The following is a 24,033-nucleotide window of genomic DNA, read 5'->3' as shown; positions in this document are numbered from 1 at the left end:
CTGGATATGCCCTTTACAGGTGGTGTTTGTAGGTGTCGTAGTCCGCGTCCGGTTCCCCGGTCGGCCGGAAGTACTCGATGTTGTCGATGCCAAAACCCCACTCCTCGCGGGGTTTCCACACCGCTTCGACGCGCATGCCCATCCGTACCTCGTTCGCGTCGACATCGGCGACCAGGTGCAAGAAGGGGATATCGGCGCCGTCGAGCAGCACATAGGCCGCCACGTAGGGCGGCTTGATGCGCTGGCCCTGGAACGGGATGTTGATGATCGCGAACGTCGTCACCGTGCCCTTGTCCGGCAGCTCGACGAACTCGGTGGTCGGCTGGCCGGTGGCCGGATCGGCCCCGTGCGGCGGGAAATACACTTTCCCGGTTTTCCCGGTCCTGGCGCCGAGCAGTTTTCCTTCGGCGATGGCGCGCAGGTAGGCGCTTTCTTCGTGGGATGCGGTGTGCTGGATGGTCAGCGACACCGGCGTGACGATCATGGTGACCGGGTCCTGGTCGCTTGGTACCCCAGGTGGTTCGGTGTCCTCGCCCAGCTTGAAATAGGCGATGTCGGTGATGGCGCCCACCAACTCGTCGGCCCAGTGCACGTGGACCCGGGCGCCCATCTTGATCTTGTCCGGTTCGCCCGCATCCACCGCGTGCATCAGCGGCGTGTCGGCGCCGTCCAGCTTGATCAGCGCCCACGCGAATGGGCGATCCAACGGCTGGCCGGCCAATGGCTCCGGTTGCCAGGTCCAGGATGCGACGGTGCCGACACTGGCCACCGGTACCATCTCGCTCAGCGGTTCATAGGTAACCGGGTCATATTCCGCTGGCGGTACATGCACCCGGCCATCCGATCCGCGAACCCCTAAAATCCGGCGTTCACGCAGTGCGGTGAAGAACTTGCCTAGGGTGGGACCCACCGAACGGGTGTAGTCGAACGACAACGTTAGCGGCGCGGAGAGGGGCGGCTCAGGATGATCGATCCGGGTCAGGCCGCTCGAGGTGGCTGTCACGCCTTCGAGTAGAACAGGTTCTAAGAATGGTTTCAACATTAGTCTCGGGGAGGCAGGGATGAAGCTCGGATTGCAGCTGGGCTACTGGGGCGCGCAGCCCCCGGAGAACGCCGGTGAGCTGGTCGCGGCGGCCGAGGAAGCCGGCTTCGACGCCGTCTTCACCGCCGAGGCGTGGGGATCCGATGCCTACACGCCGTTGGCCTGGTGGGGTTCGTCGACGCAGCGGGTGCGGCTGGGCACCTCGGTGATCCAGCTATCCGCGCGCACTCCTACCGCGTGCGCGATGGCGGCCTTGACGCTGGATCATCTCAGCGGCGGCCGGCACATTCTCGGGCTCGGTGTGTCCGGCCCCCAGGTGGTCGAGGGCTGGTATGGCCAGAAGTTTCCCAAGCCGCTGGCCCGCACCCGCGAATACATCGACATCCTTCGCCAGGTCTGGGCCCGGGAAAGGCCGGTGACCAGCGACGGCCCGCACTATCCGCTGCCGCTGACGGGTTCTGGGACAACCGGCTTGGGCAAGGCGCTCAAGCCCATCACCCATCCACTGCGTGCCGACATCCCGATCATGCTGGGCGCCGAGGGGCCGAAGAACGTGGCGCTGGCCGCCGAGATCTGCGACGGGTGGCTGCCCATCTTCTATTCACCGCGGATGGCCGACATGTACAACGAGTGGCTTGACGAGGGCTTCGCCCGGCCGGGAGCGCGCCGCAGCCGGGAGGATTTTGAGATCTGTGCCACCGCGCAGATCGTCGTCACCGAGGACAGGGCGGCCGCGTTCGAGGGGATCAAGCCGTTCTTGGCCCTCTACATGGGGGGTATGGGGGCCGAGGACACCAACTTCCATGCTGACGTCTACCGCCGGATGGGCTATGCCGAGGTGGTGGACGAGGTCACCAAGCTATTCCGGTCGGATCGCAAGGACGAGGCCTCGAAGGTCATTCCCGACGAACTCGTTGACGACGCGATGATCGTCGGCGACCTCGACTACGTGCGTAAGCAGATTACGGCCTGGAAGGCTGCCGGCGTCACCATGATGGTGGTGGGTGCTCGCAGCGTTGAGCAGGTCCGAGAGCTTTCTGGGTTGGTTTGAGCCCGACCTAAGCGGTTCTTGCCAGGAGATTAGAACGCGTTCTAGATTGGCCGGGTGGCTTCAGATGGCGTGGGCGTCGCCGAACGTCATCTCCACGTTGGCTGCCGACTGGGAAACCAGCGCACGCTTGGGCAGCCCAAGGGAAGCCAGCTCTTTCGCGTAGGGGTGGTTGCCCAGGTGCAGACGCGCGCCGCCAACCCGGATTCGCATTCCCGAGATCTTCATCTCCCACGGGATCTCTCTGGTCACCCCGTCCTGGTGGGAGTAGGTCTTGAGCACCTGGGCCTTGCCCGTCGGGACCGGCACGGCGTTGCTGAACTCCATCCCGGCGATCAGCTGCCCGTCGGCACTCACGTCGAAACGGAACTTCCTGCCCTCGGAGACGTTGAACTCCGCCATGATCTTGGGGAAGCCCCAGATGGTGCGGCCCGCCTCCAGGGTGAACAACTGGTCGACCGGCAGGTGATGAATGAATGCGGCCGCCCTGCCGAGCGCTCGGGGTCCGCGGGCCTGGACGCCCGGTGGGTTGACCATGACGGCGGTGCCGTATTCGTGGTACTGCCCCAAGTCGCCGTCGACGTAGCGCACCAGCATCTGCATCACCAGCGCCTTGCCCGGCAGGTATTCACACACCCGCAGCCCGCTGTAGTCGATCAGACGCTGTGTCGCGTCGGCGGGGACGGAGAACATCGCGGAGTGCAAATTGGCCGTGCGGATTCGGACCGGCATGGTGAGCACCGTGCCGGCGATGGTGTGTTGAGAGTTGGGCATGGTGCTCACTGTAATGCGAAGGAATGGCGATGACGAGACCGCTGACCAAACCCGACGTCGACCTGACCGACGGCAACTTTTACGCCAGTCATGAAGCGCGAGAGGCATATCGGTGGATGCGGGCAAACCAGCCGGTGTTCCGGGACCGCAACGGCCTGGCCGCGGCATCGACCTATCAGGCCGTGATTGACGCTGAGCGCCAACCCGAATTGTTCTCCAACGCTGGCGGTATCCGTCCCGACCAGGACGCGCTGCCGATGATGATCGATATGGATGATCCCGCGCATCTGTTGCGGCGCAAGCTAGTTAATGCGGGGTTTACTCGCAAGCGGGTCAAGGACAAGGAGCTTTCGATAGGGCACCTGTGCGACACGCTGATCGACGCGGTGTGCGAGCGCGGTGAATGCGACTTCGTACGCGACTTGGCCGCGCCGCTGCCGATGGCGGTCATCGGCGACATGCTCGGCGTGCGTCCCGAACAGCGGGACATGTTCCTGCGATGGTCCGATGACCTGGTGACGTTTCTGAGTTCGCATGTATCGCAAGAGGATTTTCAAGTCACCATAGATGCATTCGCCGCCTATAACGAGTTCACCAGGGCTACCATCGCGGCTCGTCGTAGGGAGTCCACCGACGACCTGGTCAGCGTGCTGGTTAGTTCCGAAGTGGACGGTGAGCGGTTGACCGACGACGAGCTGGTCATGGAGACTCTGCTCATCTTGATCGGCGGCGACGAGACAACCAGGCACACCCTGAGCGGGGGAACGGAGCAGCTGTTACGCAACCGGGACCAATGGGACCTGCTGCAGGGTGATCGTGCGTTGCTGCCCGGCGCTATCGAGGAGATGCTGCGCTGGACCGCGCCGGTGAAAAACATGTGTCGGGTGTTGACCTCGGATACCGAGTTTCACGGGACCGCGTTGCGCGAAGGTGAAAAGATGATGCTGCTCTTCGAGTCGGCGAACTTCGATGAGGCGGTGTTCTCCGACCCGGAGACGTTTGATATCCAGCGAAACCCGAACAGTCATCTGGCTTTCGGTTTTGGCACCCATTTCTGCTTAGGCAATCAGCTGGCCCGCCTTGAGCTGTCGTTGATGACGGATCGGGTAGTGCAACGGTTGCCGGACCTGCGGCTGGCCTCCGAGGACTCGGCGTTGCCGCTGCGACCAGCGAACTTCGTCAGTGGTTTGGAATCCATGCCCGTCGTGTTCACGCCGAGCGCGCCGCTGGGGTGATTCTCTCGCCGAGTGTGACGTGATTGCGAAAAATCTGTCGAAACCTCGCACTGAGTTCACGCTCGGCGAGCCCAGGCCGCGGCTACCCGACGCAGTATCCCGCCTGGTACATCCTCGACGGTGACCCGGACGACGATCCAGCCCAGCTCGGTGGTCAGCGTCTCGATGCGCACGATGTCCCTGTTGAATTGTCTGCGACTTATCCGGTGGTGGTCACCTTCGTATTCGACCGCGACTTTTATGTCCGCCCAACCCATATCGAGTACGGCAATCAGCTGGCCGTACTCGTCGTAAACCGGGATCTGGGTCTGTGGCCTTGGGTAGCCGGCCTCGATGAGCAGTAACCGCAGCCACGTCTCGCGGGGCGACTCCGCACCGGGGTCGACCAGGGAGAGTGTGTGTCGGGCACGCCGGATGTTTCGGTGTCCCTGGTAACGGTCGGCGAGTAGTTCGGCATCGGAGATCTTAAGTCTGGTTGCCCGGCTGAGTGCATCGACGGCCGTGACCGCCTTGCTGATCGGGTACCGACAGGCCAGGTCTAAGGCGGTGCGCGCCGCGGTGGTCGCCGTTAGACCGCCAATCAGTTCGACTTCGTCGTCGGCAACACGATCCGACCATGTTTCGATACCCATAGGGGGACGGCGATGTCCGTATAACAATTGCGCAGGCGCCCGATGGTCGACCCACTTGGCGCCGTGCAATGCCGCTGCCGATCGTCCGCCGATCACACCACGCCTGCGCGACCACAGCCAAGCGGCATGCGCACGTGTCGTCGCTGTAAGAGTAGTGCCAGGAGCGACGTAGACGTCAGGGTGGATCGCAGTGAATTTGCTTCGCAGCCGGTAGGGCGTCAACGTGCCGGAAGTGATCGCCTCGCTGCCGATAAACGGATCCGCCATGCAGGCAGTGTGCCGTGGGGGACCGACAGCCTCACCGAACGTGAAGTCAGTGCGGAATTGTCGCCCATTTTTCGCAGTCAGTTCACGCTGGGCGTGGGAGGTTAGCGGTTCTGGAAGTTGGGCGTGCGCTTCTCCGCGAATGCACGCGGACCTTCCTTGGCGTCGTCGGACAGGAAGACCTGGATACCGATTTGAGTGTCGATCTTGAACGCATCGTTCTCGGCCATACCCTCGGTCTCCCGGACGGTCCGCAGGATCGCCTGCACGGCCAACGGCCCATTGGCCGCAATGACCTCCGCGATCTCGAGCGCTCTGGTCAGTGCCTGCCCGTCGGGCACGACGTATCCGATTAGGCCCATCTCCTTTGCCTCGGCCGCGGTGATGTGCCGTCCGGTAAGCAGCAAGTCGCAGGCCACCGTGTAGGGGATTTGGCGCACTAGCCGAACCGCCGAACCGCCCATCGGATATAGGCTCCACTTGGCCTCGGAGATGCCGAATTTTGCGCTCTCGCCGGCGATGCGGATGTCGGTGCCCTGCAGGATCTCGGTCCCGCCGGCGATTGCGGGGCCTTCGACGGCAGCAATGAGGGGTTTCGTAAGCCTGCGGCCTTTGAGCAGGGCGTCAATGCGCGACGGGTCGTAGCTGCCGTCTTTGAAGGAGTCGCCGGGCGGCTTGTGGGTTGCCGCCTTGAGGTCCATGCCAGCGCAGAAGTAGCCACCGGCACCGGTCAGGATGCAGCAACGGATGTCGGGATCGTTGTCGACGCGGTCCCATGCGTCGACCATGATTTGCATCATTTCACCACTTAGAGCATTACGCCGCGACGGTCGGTTCATGGTCACGATCAGGGTGTGCCCGCGCTGTTCCACTAGCGCGTCGGGTCCGGACTCCTCGTTTGCTGGTGTCTCGACCACGGTAACCGCCTCTCGTTCGACATCTGCGCGTTCGCTTGTCAAGAAATGTAACACGTTCTAGTTTGGTGGCCGTGGCCCTGAATATTGCCGATCTCGCTGAGCACGCCATCGACGCTGTGCCTGACCGCGTAGCCCTCATCTGCGGCGATGAGCAGCTGACCTACGCCCAACTGGAGGAGAAAGCCAACCGTCTTGCGCACTATCTGATCGGCCAGGGCGTCCAGCAGGACGACAAGGTCGGTCTTTACTGCCGCAACCGCATCGAGATCGTCATCGCGATGCTCGGCATCATCAAGGCGGGCGCCATTCTGGTGAACGTCAACTTTCGGTATGTCGAAGGGGAACTTCGATACCTGTTCGACAACTCCGACATGGTGGCGCTGGTCCACGAGCGGCAGTACTCGGACCGCGTGGCCAACGTGTTGCCCGAAACCCCCAACGTGAAGACGATCCTGGTCGTCGAGGATGGCAGCGATACGGACTACCAGCGCTACGGCGGCGTCGAGTTCTACTCGGCGATCGCTGACAGTTCACCCGAGCGCGACTTCGGCGAACGCAGCGCCGACGCCATCTACCTGCTGTATACCGGTGGTACGACCGGCTTTCCGAAGGGCGTGATGTGGCGCCATGAGGACATCTACCGGGTGCTTTTTGGTGGAACCGACTTCGCGACAGGAGAATTCGTCAAGGACGAATACGACCTGGCGAAAGCCGCCGCCGCCAACCCGCCGATGATCCGCTATCCAATTCCGCCGATGATCCACGGCGCCACCCAGTCGGCCACCTGGATGTCGATCTTCTCGGGTCAAACCACGGTTCTAGCACCGGAATTCAATGCCGACGAGGTATGGCGCACGATCCACAAGCACAAAGTAAGCCTCTTGTTCTTCACTGGCGATGCCATGGCCCGGCCGCTACTCGATGCGCTGCAGAAAGACAACGACTACGATCTTTCTTCGCTATTTCTGCTGGCCAGCACCGCGGCCTTGTTCTCGCCGAGTATTAAAGAGAAACTCCTTGAACTGCTGCCGAATCGGGTTATCACGGACTCAATTGGCTCGTCGGAGACCGGATTTGGCGGCACCAGCATCGTCGCCTCGGGGGCGCCGCACAGTGGTGGTCCGCGCGTGAGCATTGACCATCGCACCGTCGTACTCGATGAGGACGGTAACGAGGTGCAGCCCGGGTCGGGCGTGCGCGGCTTCATCGCCAAGAAAGGCAACATTCCCGTCGGCTACTACAAGGACGAGAAGAAGACCGCCGAGACGTTCCGCACGATCAATGGTGTGCGCTATGCGATTCCGGGTGACTACGCACAGGTCGAGGAAGACGGTACTGTCACCATGCTGGGTCGTGGCTCGGTGTCCATCAACAGCGGTGGTGAAAAGATCTACCCCGAAGAAGTCGAAGCGGCGTTGAAAGGCCATCCCGACGTGTTCGACGCCTTGGTGGTCGGGGTGCCCGATCCGCGGTACGGGCAGCACGTGGCTGCGGTCGTGCAAGCCCGGTCCGGCTGCCGCCCGTCGCTGGCTGAATTGGATAGCTTCGTGCGCTCTGAGATCGCGGGATACAAAGTGCCGCGCAGTCTTTGGTTTGTCGACGAGGTGAAGCGCTCACCCGCGGGCAAGCCCGATTACCGCTGGGCCAAGGAACAGACGGAGGCTCGCCCCGCCGATGACGTGCATGCGAGCCATGTGGCGGCCGGCGGATGATGGGTATCGCCTAGCCGGCCGAAAACGTATTCCAGGTCGAGTCGCCAACGCCTGCGAATCGGCCTTTGCCTGAATAGGCAAACAGCTTGGCCGCCAACTGAGCAGACTTGTCACGGCTATCGCTGTATCGCTGCCCTCGCCCGATCAGGGTTGGCCTCCGCTGCCACCGGTGCCGGCTTTGCCCCCGGTTCCGCCGGTCCCGCCCAGGACACCGGAAGGGCCCTTGCCGGCCGTGCCGACACCCCCGCTGGTGCCGTTGATGCCGGGAACGACGCCACCGTCGCCAGCGCCGCCCTTGCCCCCGTTTCCGCCGTGGCCGCCGCCGCCACCGGTTCCGCCGGTGCCGGTACCGGCACCGCTACCACCTGCACCGCCGGTGCCACCAACTGCACCAGCGCCGCCACCGCCGCCCGCGCCTCCGCTGCCGTTGCCGCCGCCGGTCCCGCCGATGCCACCACCGCCGCCGGCGCCGCCGGTGCCACCTGCCCCTCCGTTGCCGTTCCCGCCGACACCGGCGTTGCCGCCCGTGCCGCCGTTACCGGCGGCGCCACCCGCGCCGCCCGCGCCGCCAGTGCCCGTACCGGCGGCACGGGCGTTGCCGCCTGCGCCGCCGCCACCGCCGCTGCCACCGTCGCCGGCGGTACCGCCGTTGCCGCCGCCAGTTCCTCCGGCTCCGCCGTTGCCCCCCGTGCCGGCCGCACCGCCCATACCGCCGATACCGCCGGTCCCATTCCCAGAGGTGCGGTTACCGCCAGCACCGCCGTCGCCGCCGTTGCCGGCGTGGCCGCCGGCTCCGCCGGTGCCACCACCAGTGGAACCGATGCCGGCACCGCCGGTACCGCCGTCACCGCCCCTACCACCGATTCCGCCGGGGCGGCCAGCTGTGCCATTGCCGTTTACGGCGCCGCCCTTTCCGCCGTTGCCGCCACTTCCTCCGGCACCTCCAGTTCCACCGGTACCGTTGGCCCCACCGCCGGCACCGCCGGAGCCGGCGGCACCACCTGCACCGCCGGTCCCGCCGGCTCCGCCGTTGCCGCCGTTTTGGTTGGTCCCGCCGGATCCGCCGTTTCCGCCGTTTCCGGCGATGCCGCCGTTTCCGCCGTTTCCGCCGTTTCCGCCACCGGTCCCACCAATGCCGGCGCCGCCGGTCCCGCCGGCTCCGCCGGCGCCCCCGGCAAAGCCCACACCGCCGGCGGCCCCGCTACCGGCGTTTGCGTTTGCGCCCGTGCTGCCGGCCCCGCCGGTGCCGCCGTTTCCGCCGCCGCCACCGCTACCGGAGCCACCGTTAGCTCCTGCACCGGACCCGCTGCCGCCGGCGCCGGCAGTACCGCCGGTACCGCCCGCGCCGCCAGCTCCGCCCTTGCCCCCGGCGCCGGGCTCGGCGTCTCCGCCGATACCGCCGGTGCCGCCAATGCCTCCGCTCCCGCCGGCACCGCCGTTGCCATTACCGCCGGCACCAGCGTCGCCGCCCTTCCCGCCAGCACCGGCAGCGCCGCCCTTGCCGCCGGCGCCCCCGTCGCCGCCAGAACCACCGACCCGAGGGTCGCCTATGCCGCCGTTTCCGCCGTTGCCGCCAGCGCCGCCTTTGCCACCGGAGCCGCCGCCGATGCCGCCGGTGCCGCCGGTGCCGCCGGTGCCGGCAGCTCCGCCGACGCCGCCGGGGCCACCGACCTCGCCGCCGTCTCCGCCAGTGCCACCGTCGCCTGCCGCGCCGCCGATCCCACCGATGCCTCCGCCGGTGGCACCTATGCCAGCGCCGCCGGTACCGCCGGTGCCGCCGTCGCCGCCCTTGCCCCCAATGCCACCGGGGTCGCTATTGAGGGGGCCCTGGCCGCCGTGGCCGCCGGTGCCGCCCACACCACCGGTGCCGCCGGTCCCGCCGGTGCCGTTGCCACCCGTGACCGAGCCGCTACCGCCGGCGCCGGCGGCGCCGCCGGCGCCGCCCTGGCCGCCCTGGCCGCCGTCGCCGCCGGCTTTCGCCGTCATATTGGCGCTGTTGTCGGTGCCGGCGCCGCCGTTGCCGCCGTTGCCGCCGTTGCCGCCGTTTCCGCCGAGGCCGCCGACTCCCTGCTTGCCACCGGTACCGGAACCGGCCGCACCGCCGGTGCCACCTTGGCCGCCGGCGCCCCCGGTGGCGCCTTGTCCGCCGTTGCCGCCGTTGGCGGCGCCTGCGCTGCCAACGCCGCCGGTGCCGCCGCTGCCGCCTTGTCCGCCGGTGCCACCGTCGCCGGCGGTGCCGGAGGCGGCTTGTCCGCCGGTGCCGGTACCGCCGAGGCCTGCGGCGCCGCCGGTGCCACCAGTGCCGCCTTTGCCGCCTTGGCCGCCGACCAGGCCGGGGTTGGCGCTGTTGTCGGTGCCATTCCCGCCGGTGCCTCCAGTGCCGCCGGTGCCGCCGGTGCCGCCGGTGCCGCCGGCGCCTTGTTGGCCGGCGGTGCCGCCGTTGGCGTTGCCGGCGTCGCCGCCGTTGCCGCCTTGGCCGCCGGCGCCCCCGGTGGCGCCTTGTCCGCCGGTGCCGCCGTTGGCGGCGCCGGTGCTGCCGGCCCCGCCTTGTCCGCCGGTGCCGCCTTGTCCGCCGGTGCCGCCGTCCCCGGCGGTGCCGGAGGCGGCTTGGCCTCCGGTGCCGACCCCGCCGAGGCCTGCGGCGCCGCCGGTGCCACCAGTGCCGCCTTTGCCGCCTTGGCCGCCGACCAGGCCGGGGTTGGCGCTGTTATCGGTACCGGCACCGCCTTGGCCGCCGCCACCGCCGGTGCCGCCGGTGCCGCCTTGGCCGCCCGCGCCTTGTTGGCCGGCGGTGCCGCCGTTGGCGTTGCCGGCGTCCCCGCCGTCGCCGCCTTGGCCGCCGGCCCCACCGGTAGCGCCTTGGTCGCCGGTGCCGCCCCCGGTCGCACCCATCGCCCCGGCCCCACCAGCGCCGCCGGTACCACCCTTGCCGCCGGTGCCGCCATCGCCGGCAGTACCCGCTGCGGCTTGCCCGCCCAAACCATTGCCGCCGAGGCCGGCGGCGCCGCCGGTGCCACCAGTGCCGCCCATACCACCGTCACCGCCGACCAGGCCGGGGTTGGCGCTGTTGTCGGTGCCATTCCCGCCGGTGCCTCCAGTGCCGCCGGTGCCGCCGGTGCCGCCGGTGCCGCCCGCGCCTTGTTGGCCGGCGGTGCCGCCGTTGGCGTTGCCGGCGTCCCCGCCGTCGCCGCCTTGGCCGCCGGCCCCACCGGTAGCGCCTTGGTCGCCGGTGCCGCCCCCGGTCGCACCCATCGCCCCGGCCCCACCAGCGCCGCCGGTACCACCGATCCCGCCGGTGCCGCCATCGCCGGCAGTACCCGCTGCGGCTTGGCCTCCGGTGCCGACCCCGCCGAGGCCGGCGGCGCCGCCGGTGCCACCAGTGCCGCCCATACCACCGTCGCCGCCGACCAGGCCGGGGTTGGCGCTGTTGTCGGTGCCATTCCCGCCTTGTCCGCCGCCACCGCCGGTGCCGCCGGTGCCGCCTTGGCCGCCCGCGCCTTGTTGGCCGGCGGTGCCGCCGTTGGCGTTGCCGGCGTCCCCGCCGTCGCCGCCTTGGCCGCCGGCCCCACCGGTAGCGCCTTGGTCGCCGGTGCCGCCCCCGGTCGCACCCATCGCCCCGGCCCCACCAGCGCCGCCGGTACCACCGATCCCGCCGGTGCCGCCATCGCCGGCAGTACCCGCTGCGGCTTGGCCTCCGGTGCCGACCCCACCGAGCCCGGCGGCGCCGCCGGTGCCACCAGTGCCGCCTTTGCCGCCTTGGCCGCCGACCAGGCCGGGGTTGGCGCTGTTATCAGTGCCATTCCCGCCGGTGCCTCCAGTGCCGCCGGTGCCGCCGGTGCCGCCGGTGCCGCCCGCGCCTTGTTGGCCGGCGGTGCCGCCGTTGGCGTTGCCGGCGTCCCCGCCATCCCCGCCTTGGCCGCCGGCCCCACCGGTAGCGCCTTGGTCGCCGGTGCCGCCCCCGGCCGCACCCATCGCCCCGGCCCCACCAGCGCCGCCGGTACCACCCTTGCCGCCGGTGCCGCCATCGCCGGCAGTACCCGCTGCGGCTTGCCCGCCCAAACCATTGCCGCCGAGCCCGGCGGCGCCACCGGTGCCACCAGTGCCGCCCATACCACCGTCACCGCCGACCAGGCCGGGGTTGGCGCTGTTATCGGTGCCATTCCCGCCGGTGCCTCCAGTGCCGCCGGTGCCGCCGGTGCCGCCGGTGCCGCCCGCGCCTTGTTGGCCGGCGGTGCCGCCGTTGGCGTTGCCGGCGTCCCCGCCGTCGCCGCCTTGGCCGCCGGCCCCGCCGGTAGCGCCTTGGTCGCCGGTGCCGCCCCCGGTCGCACCCATCGCCCCGGCCCCACCAGCGCCGCCGGTACCACCGATCCCGCCGGTGCCGCCATCGCCGGCAGTCCCCGCTGCGGCTTGGCCTCCGGTGCCGACCCCGCCGAGGCCTGCGGCGCCGCCGGTGCCACCAGTGCCGCCTTTGCCGCCTTGGCCGCCGACCAGGCCGGGGTTGGCGCTGTTGTCGGTGCCATTCCCGCCTTGTCCGCCGCCACCGCCGGTGCCGCCGGTGCCGCCTTGGCCGCCGGCGCCTTGTTGGCCGGCGGTGCCGCCGTTGGCGTTGCCGGCGTCCCCGCCGTCGCCGCCTTGGCCGCCGGCCCCGCCGGTAGCGCCTTGGTCGCCGGTGCCGCCCCCGGTCGCACCCATCGCCCCGGCCCCACCAGCGCCGCCGGTACCACCCTTGCCGCCGGTGCCGCCATCGCCGGCAGTCCCGGAGGCCGCTTGCCCACCCAGACCATTGCCGCCGAGCCCGGCGGCGCCACCGGTGCCACCAGTGCCGCCCATACCACCGTCACCGCCGACCAGGCCGGGGTTGGCGCTGTTATCGGTGCCATTCCCGCCGGTGCCTCCAGTGCCGCCGGTGCCGCCGGTGCCGCCGGTGCCGCCCGCGCCTTGTTGGCCGGCGGTGCCGCCGTTGGCGTTGCCGGCGTCGCCGCCGTTGCCGCCTTGGCCGCCGGCGCCCCCGGTGGCGCCTTGTCCGCCGGTGCCGCCGTTGGCGGCGCCGGTGCTGCCGGCCCCGCCTTGTCCGCCGGTGCCGCCTTGTCCGCCGGTGCCGCCGTCCCCGGCGGTGCCGGAGGCGGCTTGGCCTCCGGTGCCGACCCCGCCGAGGCCTGCGGCGCCGCCGGTGCCACCAGTGCCGCCTTTGCCGCCTTGGCCGCCGACCAGGCCGGGGTTGGCGCTGTTATCGGTACCGGCACCGCCTTGGCCGCCGCCACCGCCGGTGCCGCCGGTGCCGCCTTGGCCGCCCGCGCCTTGTTGGCCGGCGGTGCCGCCGTTGGCGTTGCCGGCGTCCCCGCCGTCGCCGCCTTGGCCGCCGGCCCCACCGGTAGCGCCTTGGTCGCCGGTGCCGCCCCCGGTCGCACCCATCGCCCCGGCCCCACCAGCGCCGCCGGTACCACCCTTGCCGCCGGTGCCGCCATCGCCGGCAGTACCCGCTGCGGCTTGCCCGCCCAAACCATTGCCGCCGAGGCCGGCGGCGCCGCCGGTGCCACCAGTGCCGCCCATACCACCGTCACCGCCGACCAGGCCGGGGTTGGCGCTGTTGTCGGTGCCATTCCCGCCGGTGCCTCCAGTGCCGCCGGTGCCGCCGGTGCCGCCGGTGCCGCCCGCGCCTTGTTGGCCGGCGGTGCCGCCGTTGGCGTTGCCGGCGTCCCCGCCGTCGCCGCCTTGGCCGCCGGCCCCGCCGGTAGCGCCTTGGTCGCCGGTGCCGCCCCCGGTCGCACCCATCGCCCCGGCCCCACCAGCGCCGCCGGTACCACCGATCCCGCCGGTGCCGCCATCGCCGGCAGTACCCGCTGCGGCTTGCCCGCCCAAACCATTGCCGCCGAGGCCGGCAGCGCCACCGGTGCCACCAGTGCCGCCCATACCACCGTCACCGCCGACCAGGCCGGGGTTGGCGCTGTTGTCGGTGCCATTCCCGCCTTGTCCGCCGCCACCGCCGGTGCCGCCGGTGCCGCCGGTGCCGCCCGCGCCTTGTTGGCCGGCGGTGCCGCCGTTGGCGTTGCCGGCGTCCCCGCCGTCGCCGCCTTGGCCGCCGGCCCCACCGGTAGCGCCTTGGTCGCCGGTGCCGCCCCCGGTCGCACCCATCGCCCCGGCCCCACCAGCGCCGCCGGTACCACCGATCCCGCCGGTGCCGCCATCGCCGGCAGTACCCGCTGCGGCTTGCCCGCCCAGACCATTGCCGCCGAGGCCGGCGGCGCCACCGGTGCCACCAGTGCCGCCCATACCACCGTCACCGCCGACCAGGCCGGGGTTGGCGCTGTTATCGGTGCCATTCCCGCCGGTGCCTCCAGTGCCGCCGGTGCCGCCGGTGCCGCCGGTGCCGCCCGCGCCTTGTTGGCCGGCGGTGCCGCCGTTGGCGTTGCCGGCGTCCCCGCCGTCGCCGCCTTGGCCGCCGGCCCCGCCGGTAGCGCCTTGGTCGCCGGTGCCGCCACCGGCCGCACCCATCGCCCCGGCCCCACCAGCGCCGCCGGTACCACCCTTGCCGCCGGTGCCGCCATCGCCGGCAGTACCCGCTGCGGCTTGTCCGCCGGTGCCGGTACCGCCGAGGCCTGCGGCGCCGCCGGTGCCGCCGGTGCCGCCGGTGCCGCCTTTGCCGCCGGCTACACCGGGGTTGGCGCTGTTATCAGTGCCATTCCCGCCTTGGCCGCCGCCACCGCCGGTGCCGCCGGTGCCGCCGGTGCCGCCCGCGCCTTGTTGGCCGGCGGTGCCGCCGTTGGCGTTGCCGGCGTCCCCGCCGTCGCCGCCTTGGCCGCCGGCCCCACCGGTAGCGCCTTGGTCGCCGGTGCCGCCCCCGGTCGCACCCATCGCCCCGGCCCCACCAGCGCCGCCGGTACCACCCTTGCCGCCGGTGCCGCCATCGCCGGCAGTACCCGCTGCGGCTTGGCCTCCGGTGCCGACCCCGCCGAGGCCGGCGGCGCCGCCGGTGCCACCAGTGCCGCCCATACCACCGTCGCCGCCGACCAGGCCGGGGTTGGCGCTGTTGTCGGTGCCATTCCCGCCTTGTCCGCCGCCACCGCCGGTGCCGCCGGTGCCGCCTTGGCCGCCGGCGCCTTGTTGGCCGGCGGTGCCGCCGTTGGCGTTGCCGGCGTCCCCGCCGTCGCCGCCTTGGCCGCCGGCCCCGCCGGTAGCGCCTTGGTCGCCGGTGCCGCCCCCGGTCGCACCCATCGCCCCGGCCCCACCAGCGCCGCCGGTACCACCGATCCCGCCGGTGCCGCCATCGCCGGCAGTACCCGCTGCGGCTTGGCCTCCGGTGCCGACCCCGCCGAGGCCGGCGGCGCCGCCGGTGCCACCAGTGCCGCCTTTGCCGCCTTGGCCGCCGACCAGGCCGGGGTTGGCGCTGTTGTCGGTGCCATTCCCGCCGGTGCCTCCAGTGCCGCCGGTGCCGCCGGTGCCGCCGGTGCCGCCCGCGCCTTGTTGGCCGGCGGTGCCGCCGTTGGCGTTGCCGGCGTCCCCGCCATCCCCGCCTTGGCCGCCGGCCCCGCCGGTAGCGCCTTGGTCGCCGGTGCCGCCACCGGCCGCACCCATCGCCCCGGCCCCACCAGCGCCGCCGGTACCACCCTTGCCGCCGGTGCCGCCATCGCCGGCAGTCCCGGAGGCCGCTTGCCCACCCAGACCATTGCCGCCGAGCCCGGCGGCGCCACCGGTGCCACCAGTGCCGCCCATACCACCGTCACCGCCGACCAGGCCGGGGTTGGCGCTGTTATCGGTGCCATTCCCGCCGGTGCCTCCAGTGCCGCCGGTGCCGCCGGTGCCGCCGGTGCCGCCGGCGCCTTGTTGGCCGGCGGTGCCGCCGTTGGCGTTGCCGGCGTCGCCGCCGTTGCCGCCTTGGCCGCCGGCGCCCCCGGTGGCGCCTTGTCCGCCGGTGCCGCCGTTGGCGGCGCCGGTGCTGCCGGCCCCGCCTTGTCCGCCGGTGCCGCCTTGTCCGCCGGTGCCGCCGTCCCCGGCGGTGCCGGAGGCGGCTTGGCCTCCGGTGCCGACCCCGCCGAGGCCTGCGGCGCCGCCGGTGCCACCAGTGCCGCCTTTGCCGCCTTGGCCGCCGACCAGGCCGGGGTTGGCGCTGTTATCGGTACCGGCACCGCCTTGGCCGCCGCCACCGCCGGTGCCGCCGGTGCCGCCTTGGCCGCCCGCGCCTTGTTGGCCGGCGGTGCCGCCGTTGGCGTTGCCGGCGTCCCCGCCGTCGCCGCCTTGGCCGCCGGCCCCACCGGTAGCGCCTTGGTCGCCGGTGCCGCCCCCGGTCGCACCCATCGCCCCGGCCCCACCAGCGCCGCCGGTACCACCCTTGCCGCCGGTGCCGCCATCGCCGGCAGTACCCGCTGCGGCTTGCCCGCCCAAACCATTGCCGCCGAGGCCGGCGGCGCCGCCGGTGCCACCAGTGCCGCCCATACCACCGTCACCGCCGACCAGGCCGGGGTTGGCGCTGTTGTCGGTGCCATTCCCGCCGGTGCCTCCAGTGCCGCCGGTGCCGCCGGTGCCGCCGGTGCCGCCCGCGCCTTGTTGGCCGGCGGTGCCGCCGTTGGCGTTGCCGGCGTCCCCGCCGTCGCCGCCTTGGCCGCCGGCCCCGCCGGTAGCGCCTTGGTCGCCGGTGCCGCCCCCGGTCGCACCCATCGCCCCGGCCCCACCAGCGCCGCCGGTACCACCGATCCCGCCGGTGCCGCCATCGCCGGCAGTACCCGCTGCGGCTTGCCCGCCCAAACCATTGCCGCCGAGGCCGGCAGCGCCACCGGTGCCACCAGTGCCGCCCATACCACCGTCACCGCCGACCAGGCCGGGGTTGGCGCTGTTGTCGGTGCCATTCCCGCCTTGTCCGCCGCCACCGCCGGTGCCGCCGGTGCCGCCGGTGCCGCCCGCGCCTTGTTGGCCGGCGGTGCCGCCGTTGGCGTTGCCGGCGTCCCCGCCGTCGCCGCCTTGGCCGCCGGCCCCGCCGGTAGCGCCTTGGTCGCCGGTGCCGCCACCGGTCGCACCCATCGCCCCGGCCCCACCAGCGCCGCCGGTACCACCCTTGCCGCCGGTGCCGCCGTCCCCGGCAGTACCCGCTGCGGCTTGCCCGCCCAAACCATTGCCGCCGAGGCCGGCGGCGCCGCCGGTGCCACCAGTGCCGCCTTTGCCGCCTTGGCCGCCGACCAGGCCGGGGTTGGCGCTGTTGTCGGTGCCATTCCCGCCTTGTCCGCCGCCACCGCCGGTGCCGCCGGTGCCGCCTTGGCCGCCGGCGCCTTGTTGGCCGGCGGTGCCGCCGTTGGCGTTGCCGGCGTCCCCGCCGTCGCCGCCTTGGCCGCCGGCCCCGCCGGTAGCGCCTTGGTCGCCGGTGCCGCCCCCGGTCGCACCCATCGCCCCGGCCCCACCAGCGCCGCCGGTACCACCGATCCCGCCGGTGCCGCCATCGCCGGCAGTCCCCGCTGCGGCTTGGCCTCCGGTGCCGACCCCGCCGAGGCCTGCGGCGCCGCCGGTGCCACCAGTGCCGCCCATACCACCGTCACCGCCGACCAGGCCGGGGTTGGCGCTGTTATCAGTGCCATTCCCGCCTTGTCCGCCGCCACCGCCGGTGCCGCCGGTGCCGCCTTGGCCGCCGGCGCCTTGTTGGCCGGCGGTGCCGCCGTTGGCGTTGCCGGCGTCCCCGCCGTCGCCGCCTTGGCCGCCGGCCCCGCCGGTAGCGCCTTGGTCGCCGGTGCCGCCCCCGGTCGCACCCATCGCCCCGGCCCCACCAGCGCCGCCGGTACCACCCTTGCCGCCGGCGCCGCCATCGCCGGCAGTACCCGCTGCGGCTTGCCCGCCCAAACCATTGCCGCCGAGGCCGGCGGCGCCACCGGTGCCACCAGTGCCGCCCATACCACCGTCACCGCCGACCAGGCCGGGGTTGGCGCTGTTGTCGGTGCCATTCCCGCCTTGTCCGCCGCCACCGCCGGTGCCGCCGGTGCCGCCGGTGCCGCCCGCGCCTTGTTGGCCGGCGGTGCCGCCGTTGGCGTTGCCGGCGTCCCCGCCGTCGCCGCCTTGGCCGCCGGCCCCGCCGGTAGCGCCTTGGTCGCCGGTGCCGCCCCCGGTCGCACCCATCGCCCCGGCCCCACCAGCGCCGCCGGTACCACCGATCCCGCCGGTGCCGCCATCGCCGGCAGTCCCGGAGGCCGCTTGCCCACCCAGACCATTGCCGCCGAGGCCTGCGGCGCCGCCGGTGCCACCAGTGCCGCCCATACCACCGTCACCGCCGACCAGGCCGGGGTTGGCGCTGTTGTCGGTGCCATTCCCGCCGGTGCCTCCAGTGCCGCCGGTGCCGCCGGTGCCGCCGGTGCCGCCCGCGCCTTGTTGGCCGGCGGTGCCGCCGTTGGCGTTGCCGGCGTCGCCGCCGTTGCCGCCTTGGCCGCCGGCGCCCCCGGTGGCGCCTTGTCCGCCGGTGCCGCCGTTGGCGGCGCCGGTGCTGCCGGCCCCGCCTTGTCCGCCGGTGCCGCCTTGTCCGCCGGTGCCGCCGTCCCCGGCGGTGCCGGAGGCCGCTTGCCCGCCCAGACCATTGCCGCCGAGCCCGGCGGCGCCGCCGGTGCCACCAGTGCCGCCCATACCACCGTCACCGCCGACCAGGCCGGGGTTGGCGCTGTTATCGGTACCGGCACCGCCTTGTCCGCCGCCACCGCCGGTGCCGCCGGTGCCGCCGGTGCCGCCCGCGCCTTGTTGGCCGGCGGTGCCGCCGTTGGCGTTGCCGGCGTCCCCGCCGTTGCCGCCTTGGCCGCCGGCCCCGCCGGTAGCGCCTTGGTCGCCGGTGCCGCCCCCGGTCGCACCCATCGCCCCGGCCCCACCAGCGCCGCCGGTACCACCCTTGCCGCCGGTGCCGCCATCGCCGGCAGTCCCCGCTGCGGCTTGGCCTCCGGTGCCGACCCCGCCGAGGCCTGCGGCGCCGCCGGTGCCACCAGTGCCGCCTTTGCCGCCTTGGCCGCCGACCAGGCCGGGGTTGGCGCTGTTGTCGGTGCCATTCCCGCCTTGGCCGCCGCCACCGCCGGTGCCGCCGGTGCCGCCTTGGCCGCCGGCGCCTTGTTGGCCGGCGGTGCCGCCGTTGGCGTTGCCGGCGTCCCCGCCGTCGCCGCCTTGGCCGCCGGCCCCGCCGGTAGCGCCTTGGTCGCCGGTGCCGCCCCCGGTCGCACCCATCGCCCCGGCCCCACCAGCGCCGCCGGTACCACCGATCCCGCCGGTGCCGCCATCGCCGGCAGTACCCGCTGCGGCTTGGCCTCCGGTGCCGACCCCGCCGAGGCCGGCGGCGCCGCCGGTGCCACCAGTGCCGCCTTTGCCGCCTTGGCCGCCGACCAGGCCGGGGTTGGCGCTGTTGTCGGTGCCATTCCCGCCGGTGCCTCCAGTGCCGCCGGTGCCGCCGGTGCCGCCGGTGCCGCCCGCGCCTTGTTGGCCGGCGGTGCCGCCGTTGGCGTTGCCGGCGTCCCCGCCGTCGCCGCCTTGGCCGCCGGCCCCACCGGTAGCGCCTTGGTCGCCGGTGCCGCCCCCGGTCGCACCCATCGCCCCGGCCCCACCAGCGCCGCCGGTACCACCGATCCCACCGGTGCCGCCATCGCCGGCAGTACCCGCTGCGGCTTGCCCGCCCAAACCATTGCCGCCGAGGCCGGCAGCGCCACCGGTGCCACCAGTGCCGCCCATACCACCGTCACCGCCGACCAGGCCGGGGTTGGCGCTGTTATCAGTGCCATTCCCGCCGGTGCCTCCAGTGCCGCCGGTGCCGCCGGTGCCGCCGGTGCCGCCCGCGCCTTGTTGGCCGGCGGTGCCGCCGTTGGCGTTGCCGGCGTCCCCGCCATCCCCGCCTTGGCCGCCGGCCCCACCGGTAGCGCCTTGGTCGCCGGTGCCGCCCCCGGCCGCACCCATCGCCCCAGCCCCACCAGCGCCGCCGGTACCACCGATCCCACCGGTGCCGCCATCGCCGGCAGTACCCGCTGCGGCTTGCCCGCCCAAACCATTGCCGCCGAGGCCGGCAGCGCCACCGGTGCCACCAGTGCCGCCCATACCACCGTCACCGCCGACCAGGCCGGGGTTGGCGCTGTTATCGGTACCGGCACCGCCTTGTCCGCCGCCACCGCCGGTGCCGCCGGTGCCGCCGGTGCCGCCCGCGCCTTGTTGGCCGGCGGTGCCGCCGTTGGCGTTGCCGGCGTCCCCGCCATCCCCGCCTTGGCCGCCGGCCCCGCCGGTAGCGCCTTGGTCGCCGGTGCCGCCCCCGGTCGCACCCATCGCCCCAGCCCCACCAGCGCCGCCGGTACCACCGATCCCGCCGGTGCCGCCATCGCCGGCAGTCCCGGAGGCCGCTTGCCCGCCCAAACCATTGCCGCCGAGGCCGGCAGCGCCACCGGTGCCACCAGTGCCGCCCATACCACCGTCACCGCCGACCAGGCCGGGGTTGGCGCTGTTATCAGTGCCATTCCCGCCGGTGCCTCCAGTGCCGCCGGTGCCGCCGGTCCCGCCGGTGCCGCCCGCGCCTTGTTGGCCGGCGGTGCCGCCGTTGGCATTGCCGGCGTCCCCGCCATCCCCGCCCTGGCCGCCGGCCCCACCGGTAGCGCCTTGGTCGCCGGTGCCGCCCCCGGTCGCACCCATCGCCCCAGCCCCACCAGCGCCGCCGGTACCACCGATCCCGCCGGTGCCGCCATCGCCGGCAGTACCCGCTGCGGCTTGCCCGCCCAAACCATTGCCGCCGAGGCCGGCAGCGCCGCCGGTGCCACCAGTGCCGCCCATACCACCGTCACCGCCGACCAGGCCGGGGTTGGCGCTGTTATCGGTGCCATTCCCGCCGGTGCCTCCAGTGCCGCCGGTGCCGCCGGTGCCGCCGGTGCCGCCCGCGCCTTGTTGGCCGGCGGTGCCGCCGTTGGCGTTGCCGGCGTCCCCGCCATCCCCGCCTTGGCCGCCGGCCCCACCGGTAGCGCCTTGGTCGCCGGTGCCGCCCCCGGCCGCACCCATCGCCCCAGCCCCACCAGCGCCGCCGGTACCACCGATCCCGCCGGTGCCGCCATCGCCGGCAGTACCCGCTGCGGCTTGCCCGCCCAGACCATTGCCGCCGAGGCCTGCGGCGCCACCGGTGCCACCAGTGCCGCCCATACCACCGTCACCGCCGACCAGGCCGGGGTTGGCGCTGTTATCAGTGCCATTCCCGCCTTGTCCGCCGCCACCGCCGGTGCCGCCGGTGCCGCCGGTGCCGCCCGCGCCTTGTTGGCCGGCGGTGCCGCCGTTGGCATTGCCGGCGTCCCCGCCGTCGCCGCCTTGGCCGCCGGCCCCACCGGTAGCGCCTTGGTCGCCGGTGCCGCCACCGGCCGCACCCATCGCCCCAGCCCCACCAGCGCCGCCGGTACCACCGATCCCGCCGGTGCCGCCATCGCCGGCAGTACCCGCTGCGGCTTGCCCGCCCAAACCATTGCCGCCGAGGCCGGCAGCGCCACCGGTGCCACCAGTGCCGCCCATACCACCGTCACCGCCGACCAGGCCGGGGTTGGCGCTGTTATCAGTGCCATTCCCGCCTTGTCCGCCGCCACCGCCGGTGCCGCCGGTGCCGCCGGTGCCGCCCGCGCCTTGTTGGCCGGCGGTGCCGCCGTTGGCGTTGCCGGCGTCCCCGCCATCCCCGCCTTGGCCGCCGGCCCCACCGGTAGCGCCTTGGTCGCCGGTGCCGCCCCCGGTCGCACCCATCGCCCCAGCCCCACCAGCGCCGCCGGTACCACCGATCCCGCCGGTGCCGCCATCGCCGGCAGTACCCGCTGCGGCTTGCCCGCCCAAACCATTGCCGCCGAGGCCGGCAGCGCCACCGGTGCCACCAGTGCCGCCCATACCACCGTCACCGCCGACCAGGCCGGGGTTGGCGCTGTTATCAGTGCCATTCCCGCCTTGTCCGCCGCCACCGCCGGTGCCGCCGGTCCCGCCGGTGCCGCCCGCGCCTTGTTGGCCGGCGGTGCCGCCGTTGGCATTGCCGGCGTCCCCGCCATCCCCGCCCTGGCCGCCGGCCCCACCGGTAGCGCCTTGGTCGCCGGTGCCGCCCCCGGTCGCACCCATCGCCCCGGCCCCACCAGCGCCGCCGGTACCACCGATCCCGCCGGTGCCGCCATCGCCGGCAGTCCCCGCTGCGGCTTGGCCTCCGGTGCCGACCCCGCCGAGGCCTGCGGCGCCGCCGGTGCCACCAGTGCCGCCCATACCACCGTCACCGCCGACCAGGCCGGGGTTGGCGCTGTTATCAGTGCCATTCCCGCCTTGTCCGCCGCCACCGCCGGTGCCGCCGGTGCCGCCTTGGCCGCCGGCGCCTTGTTGGCCGGCGGTGCCGCCGTTGGCGTTGCCGGCGTCCCCGCCATCCCCGCCTTGGCCGCCGGCCCCACCGGTAGCGCCTTGGTCGCCGGTGCCGCCACCGGCCGCACCCATCGCCCCAGCCCCACCAGCGCCGCCGGTACCACCGATCCCACCGGACCCCCCATCGCCAGCAGTCCCGGAGGCCGCTTGCCCACCCAGACCATTACCACCGAGCCCGGCGGCGCCGCCGGCTCCACCTTTACCGCCGCCACCACCGTCACCCCCGGCCACACCGGGGTTGGCGCTGTTATCGATCCCATCCCCACCGGTGCCACCGCCACCGCCAACGCCACCGTGACCGCCTACGCCGCCAGCACCTTGGCTGGCACCAGTTCCGCCGCCGTCCCCACCCGCGCCGCCGGCACCCCCGGCAAAGCCGGCTCCACCGGTAGCCCCGGAGCCAGGCGCTGCGTCGGCGCCGGCAGCCCCGGCCCCACCAGCACCGCCGGAACCCCCGGCGCCGTTAGTGCCCGTGCCGCCCGCGGCGCCCCCGGAACTAAAGAATTGACCGGCAGCACCACCGGCCCCCCCTTGGCCTGAGGTACCCCCAACGCCGCCGGTGCCGCCAGTGCCGCCGATACCGCCCAGGCCGGCTAGATCGCCGTCGGCACCGGTGCCGCCGGTGCCACCGATCCCGCCGGCGCCGCCAACGCCCCCGCCTCCTGCGCCGCCGAACAGCAAAGCTCCGTGGCCGCCGGCTCCACCCGCACCGCCCGTACCCCCGGCTCCACCGGTACCGCCTAGCGGCCCGCCGTTGCTGCCCGAGCCGCCTGCCCCACCAGCACCGCCAGCGCCACCGGCGCCGCCGTGGCTGAACAACCAGCCGGCTCCGCCCGCTCCGCCGGCGCCGCCGGCACCGCCGGAGCCACCACCTGGAGCAGTGTCGGTGCCCGCTCCGCCGGCGCCGCCGGCGCCGCCCGCGCCGAACAGGAACTCGGCGCGCCCGCCGGCACCGCCGGTGCCGCCGCCGACTCCACCGGCGCCGCCAGCTCCGCCACCGCCAATCAAGAGCCCGCCGTCGCCGCCGGCCCCACCCGCACCCCCGCCGGTGCCGCCGGCCCCGCCCGCGCCGCCGGCGCCGAATAGCAATTCGCCGCGTCCGCCGGCGCCGCCGGTGCCGCCGCCGGCCCCGCCAGCTCCGCCTGTACCGCCGCCACCCCATAGGACTCCGCCGTCGCCGCCGGCCCCGCCCGTGCCCCCGTCCGCGCCGCCGGCGCCGCCCGCGCCGCCGGCGCCGAATAGCAATTCGCCGCGTCCGCCGGCGCCGCCGGTGCCGCCGCCGGCCCCTCCACTGCCGCCGACACCGCCGCCGCCCCATAGGATTCCGCCGTTACCGCCAGCGCCGCCGGTGGCTCCACCGGCTCCACCGGGGCCCCCGGCGCCGCCTACACCCAACAGCCATCCGCCGTTGCCACCGGCTCCGCCGTTCGCGCCGACACCGCCGGCACCGCCGATGCCGCCGTTGCCCCACATGCCCGCAGACCCACCGGCACCGCCAGCCTGCTGCGGTCCACCAGGTGCACCGTTGCCGCCGCTACCGAACAGGATCCCGCCGTCGCCCCCGGCGCGGCCAGGGGTGGTTGCGTTGGCACCGTCACCGATTAGTGGGCGCCCCAACAGCGCCTGGGTCGGCGCATTGATCAAACCGAACAACGCTTCTTCGGCGTTTTGGGCCTCGGCCCATGAATATGAGCCGGCGCCGGCCCGCAGCGTTTGGATGAATCGCTCCTGGAACTGCGCAACCTGAGCGCTGACGGCTTGATATTCGAGGCCGTGGCCGCCGAACAGCGCCGCGATTCGTATCGAGACCTCATCGGCGCCGGCCGCGAGCAGCTCGGTCGTCGCCGCCGACACCGCCGCGTTGGCCAGGCTGACCGTAGAACCGATGCTAGCTAGATCCCCCGCTGCTGCCGAAACGACTTCAGGGGACACGAAGACATACGACACAGCGGCACTCTCCAAACGGCGCAGACGGACTTGACAATCTCCGCCCCACGCCGGGATCGCTAGCGAGAAGCATAATTTTCGCGAACGTCATTGTCTTCGTTTTACGGATATCTAATTCGCCT

The 24,033-nt window shown here is 73.4% G+C and carries 8 protein-coding genes; 3 read left to right on the top strand and 5 right to left on the bottom strand.

Annotated features, from left to right (window positions below; translation table 11 throughout):
• Window positions 1–13 precede the first annotated feature (13 nt).
• Window positions 14–1,003, bottom strand: coding sequence for a Zn-ribbon domain-containing OB-fold protein (locus tag MB901379_RS21305; RefSeq protein WP_158018416.1), 990 nt, complete (start codon window positions 1,001–1,003; stop codon window positions 14–16).
• Between the two features lie 58 nt (window positions 1,004–1,061).
• Here MB901379_RS21305 and MB901379_RS21300 point away from each other — a divergent pair, with 58 nt between their 5' ends.
• Window positions 1,062–2,093 carry an LLM class F420-dependent oxidoreductase gene (locus tag MB901379_RS21300; protein ID WP_158018415.1) on the top strand — a complete coding sequence of 344 codons (1,032 nt, stop codon included), beginning with the start codon at window positions 1,062–1,064 and terminating at the stop codon, window positions 2,091–2,093.
• A 60-nt stretch (window positions 2,094–2,153) separates the two neighbouring features.
• On the opposite strand, the gene MB901379_RS21295 is transcribed toward MB901379_RS21300, so the two are convergent.
• Window positions 2,154–2,864 (bottom strand): acetoacetate decarboxylase family protein, encoded by a 711-nt coding sequence (locus tag MB901379_RS21295; protein ID WP_158018414.1) that lies wholly within the window; start codon window positions 2,862–2,864, stop codon window positions 2,154–2,156.
• Window positions 2,865–2,893: 29 nt separating this feature from the next.
• Here MB901379_RS21295 and MB901379_RS21290 point away from each other — a divergent pair, with 29 nt between their 5' ends.
• Complete coding sequence (locus MB901379_RS21290) at window positions 2,894–4,099, top strand: cytochrome P450 (RefSeq protein WP_408632315.1); 1,206 nt, start codon at window positions 2,894–2,896, stop codon at window positions 4,097–4,099.
• A 56-nt stretch (window positions 4,100–4,155) separates the two neighbouring features.
• Here the strand turns inward: MB901379_RS21290 and MB901379_RS21285 are convergent, their stop codons facing one another.
• Both MB901379_RS21285 and MB901379_RS21280 read right to left on the bottom strand, forming a co-directional pair.
• Window positions 4,156–4,998 (bottom strand): hypothetical protein, encoded by an 843-nt coding sequence (locus MB901379_RS21285; RefSeq protein WP_158018413.1) that lies wholly within the window; start codon window positions 4,996–4,998, stop codon window positions 4,156–4,158.
• A 101-nt stretch (window positions 4,999–5,099) separates the two neighbouring features.
• Window positions 5,100–5,912, bottom strand: a complete 813-nt coding sequence (locus MB901379_RS21280; protein ID WP_158018412.1) for a crotonase/enoyl-CoA hydratase family protein — start codon at window positions 5,910–5,912, stop codon at window positions 5,100–5,102.
• A gap of 65 nt (window positions 5,913–5,977) precedes the next feature.
• Between MB901379_RS21280 and MB901379_RS21275 the strand changes: the two genes are divergently transcribed.
• Window positions 5,978–7,624 (top strand): acyl-CoA synthetase, encoded by a 1,647-nt coding sequence (locus tag MB901379_RS21275; RefSeq protein ID WP_158018411.1) that lies wholly within the window; start codon window positions 5,978–5,980, stop codon window positions 7,622–7,624.
• 144 nt (window positions 7,625–7,768) lie between these two features.
• Here the strand turns inward: MB901379_RS21275 and MB901379_RS21270 are convergent, their stop codons facing one another.
• Window positions 7,769–23,911, bottom strand: a complete 16,143-nt coding sequence (locus tag MB901379_RS21270) for a PE family protein (RefSeq protein WP_158018410.1) — start codon at window positions 23,909–23,911, stop codon at window positions 7,769–7,771.
• Window positions 23,912–24,033 lie beyond the last annotated feature (122 nt).

This window comes from Mycobacterium basiliense, from assembly GCF_900292015.1.
Taxonomy (GTDB): Bacteria; Actinomycetota; Actinomycetes; order Mycobacteriales; family Mycobacteriaceae; genus Mycobacterium; species Mycobacterium basiliense.
Note: the sequence above shows the minus strand (reverse complement) of the source record. Positions and strands in the feature narration are given on the sequence as shown.

Bases quoted from the DNA above. Each gene is read 5' to 3' on its own strand.
- MB901379_RS21290 (WP_408632315.1), top strand. From the start codon at position 2,894: ATGACGAGACCGCTGACCAAACCCGACGTCGACCTGACCGACGGCAAC.
- MB901379_RS21295 (WP_158018414.1), bottom strand. From the start codon at position 2,864: ATGCCCAACTCTCAACACACCATCGCCGGCACGGTGCTCACCATGCCG.
- MB901379_RS21300 (WP_158018415.1), top strand. From the start codon at position 1,062: ATGAAGCTCGGATTGCAGCTGGGCTACTGGGGCGCGCAGCCCCCGGAG.
- MB901379_RS21285 (WP_158018413.1), bottom strand. From the start codon at position 4,998: ATGGCGGATCCGTTTATCGGCAGCGAGGCGATCACTTCCGGCACGTTG.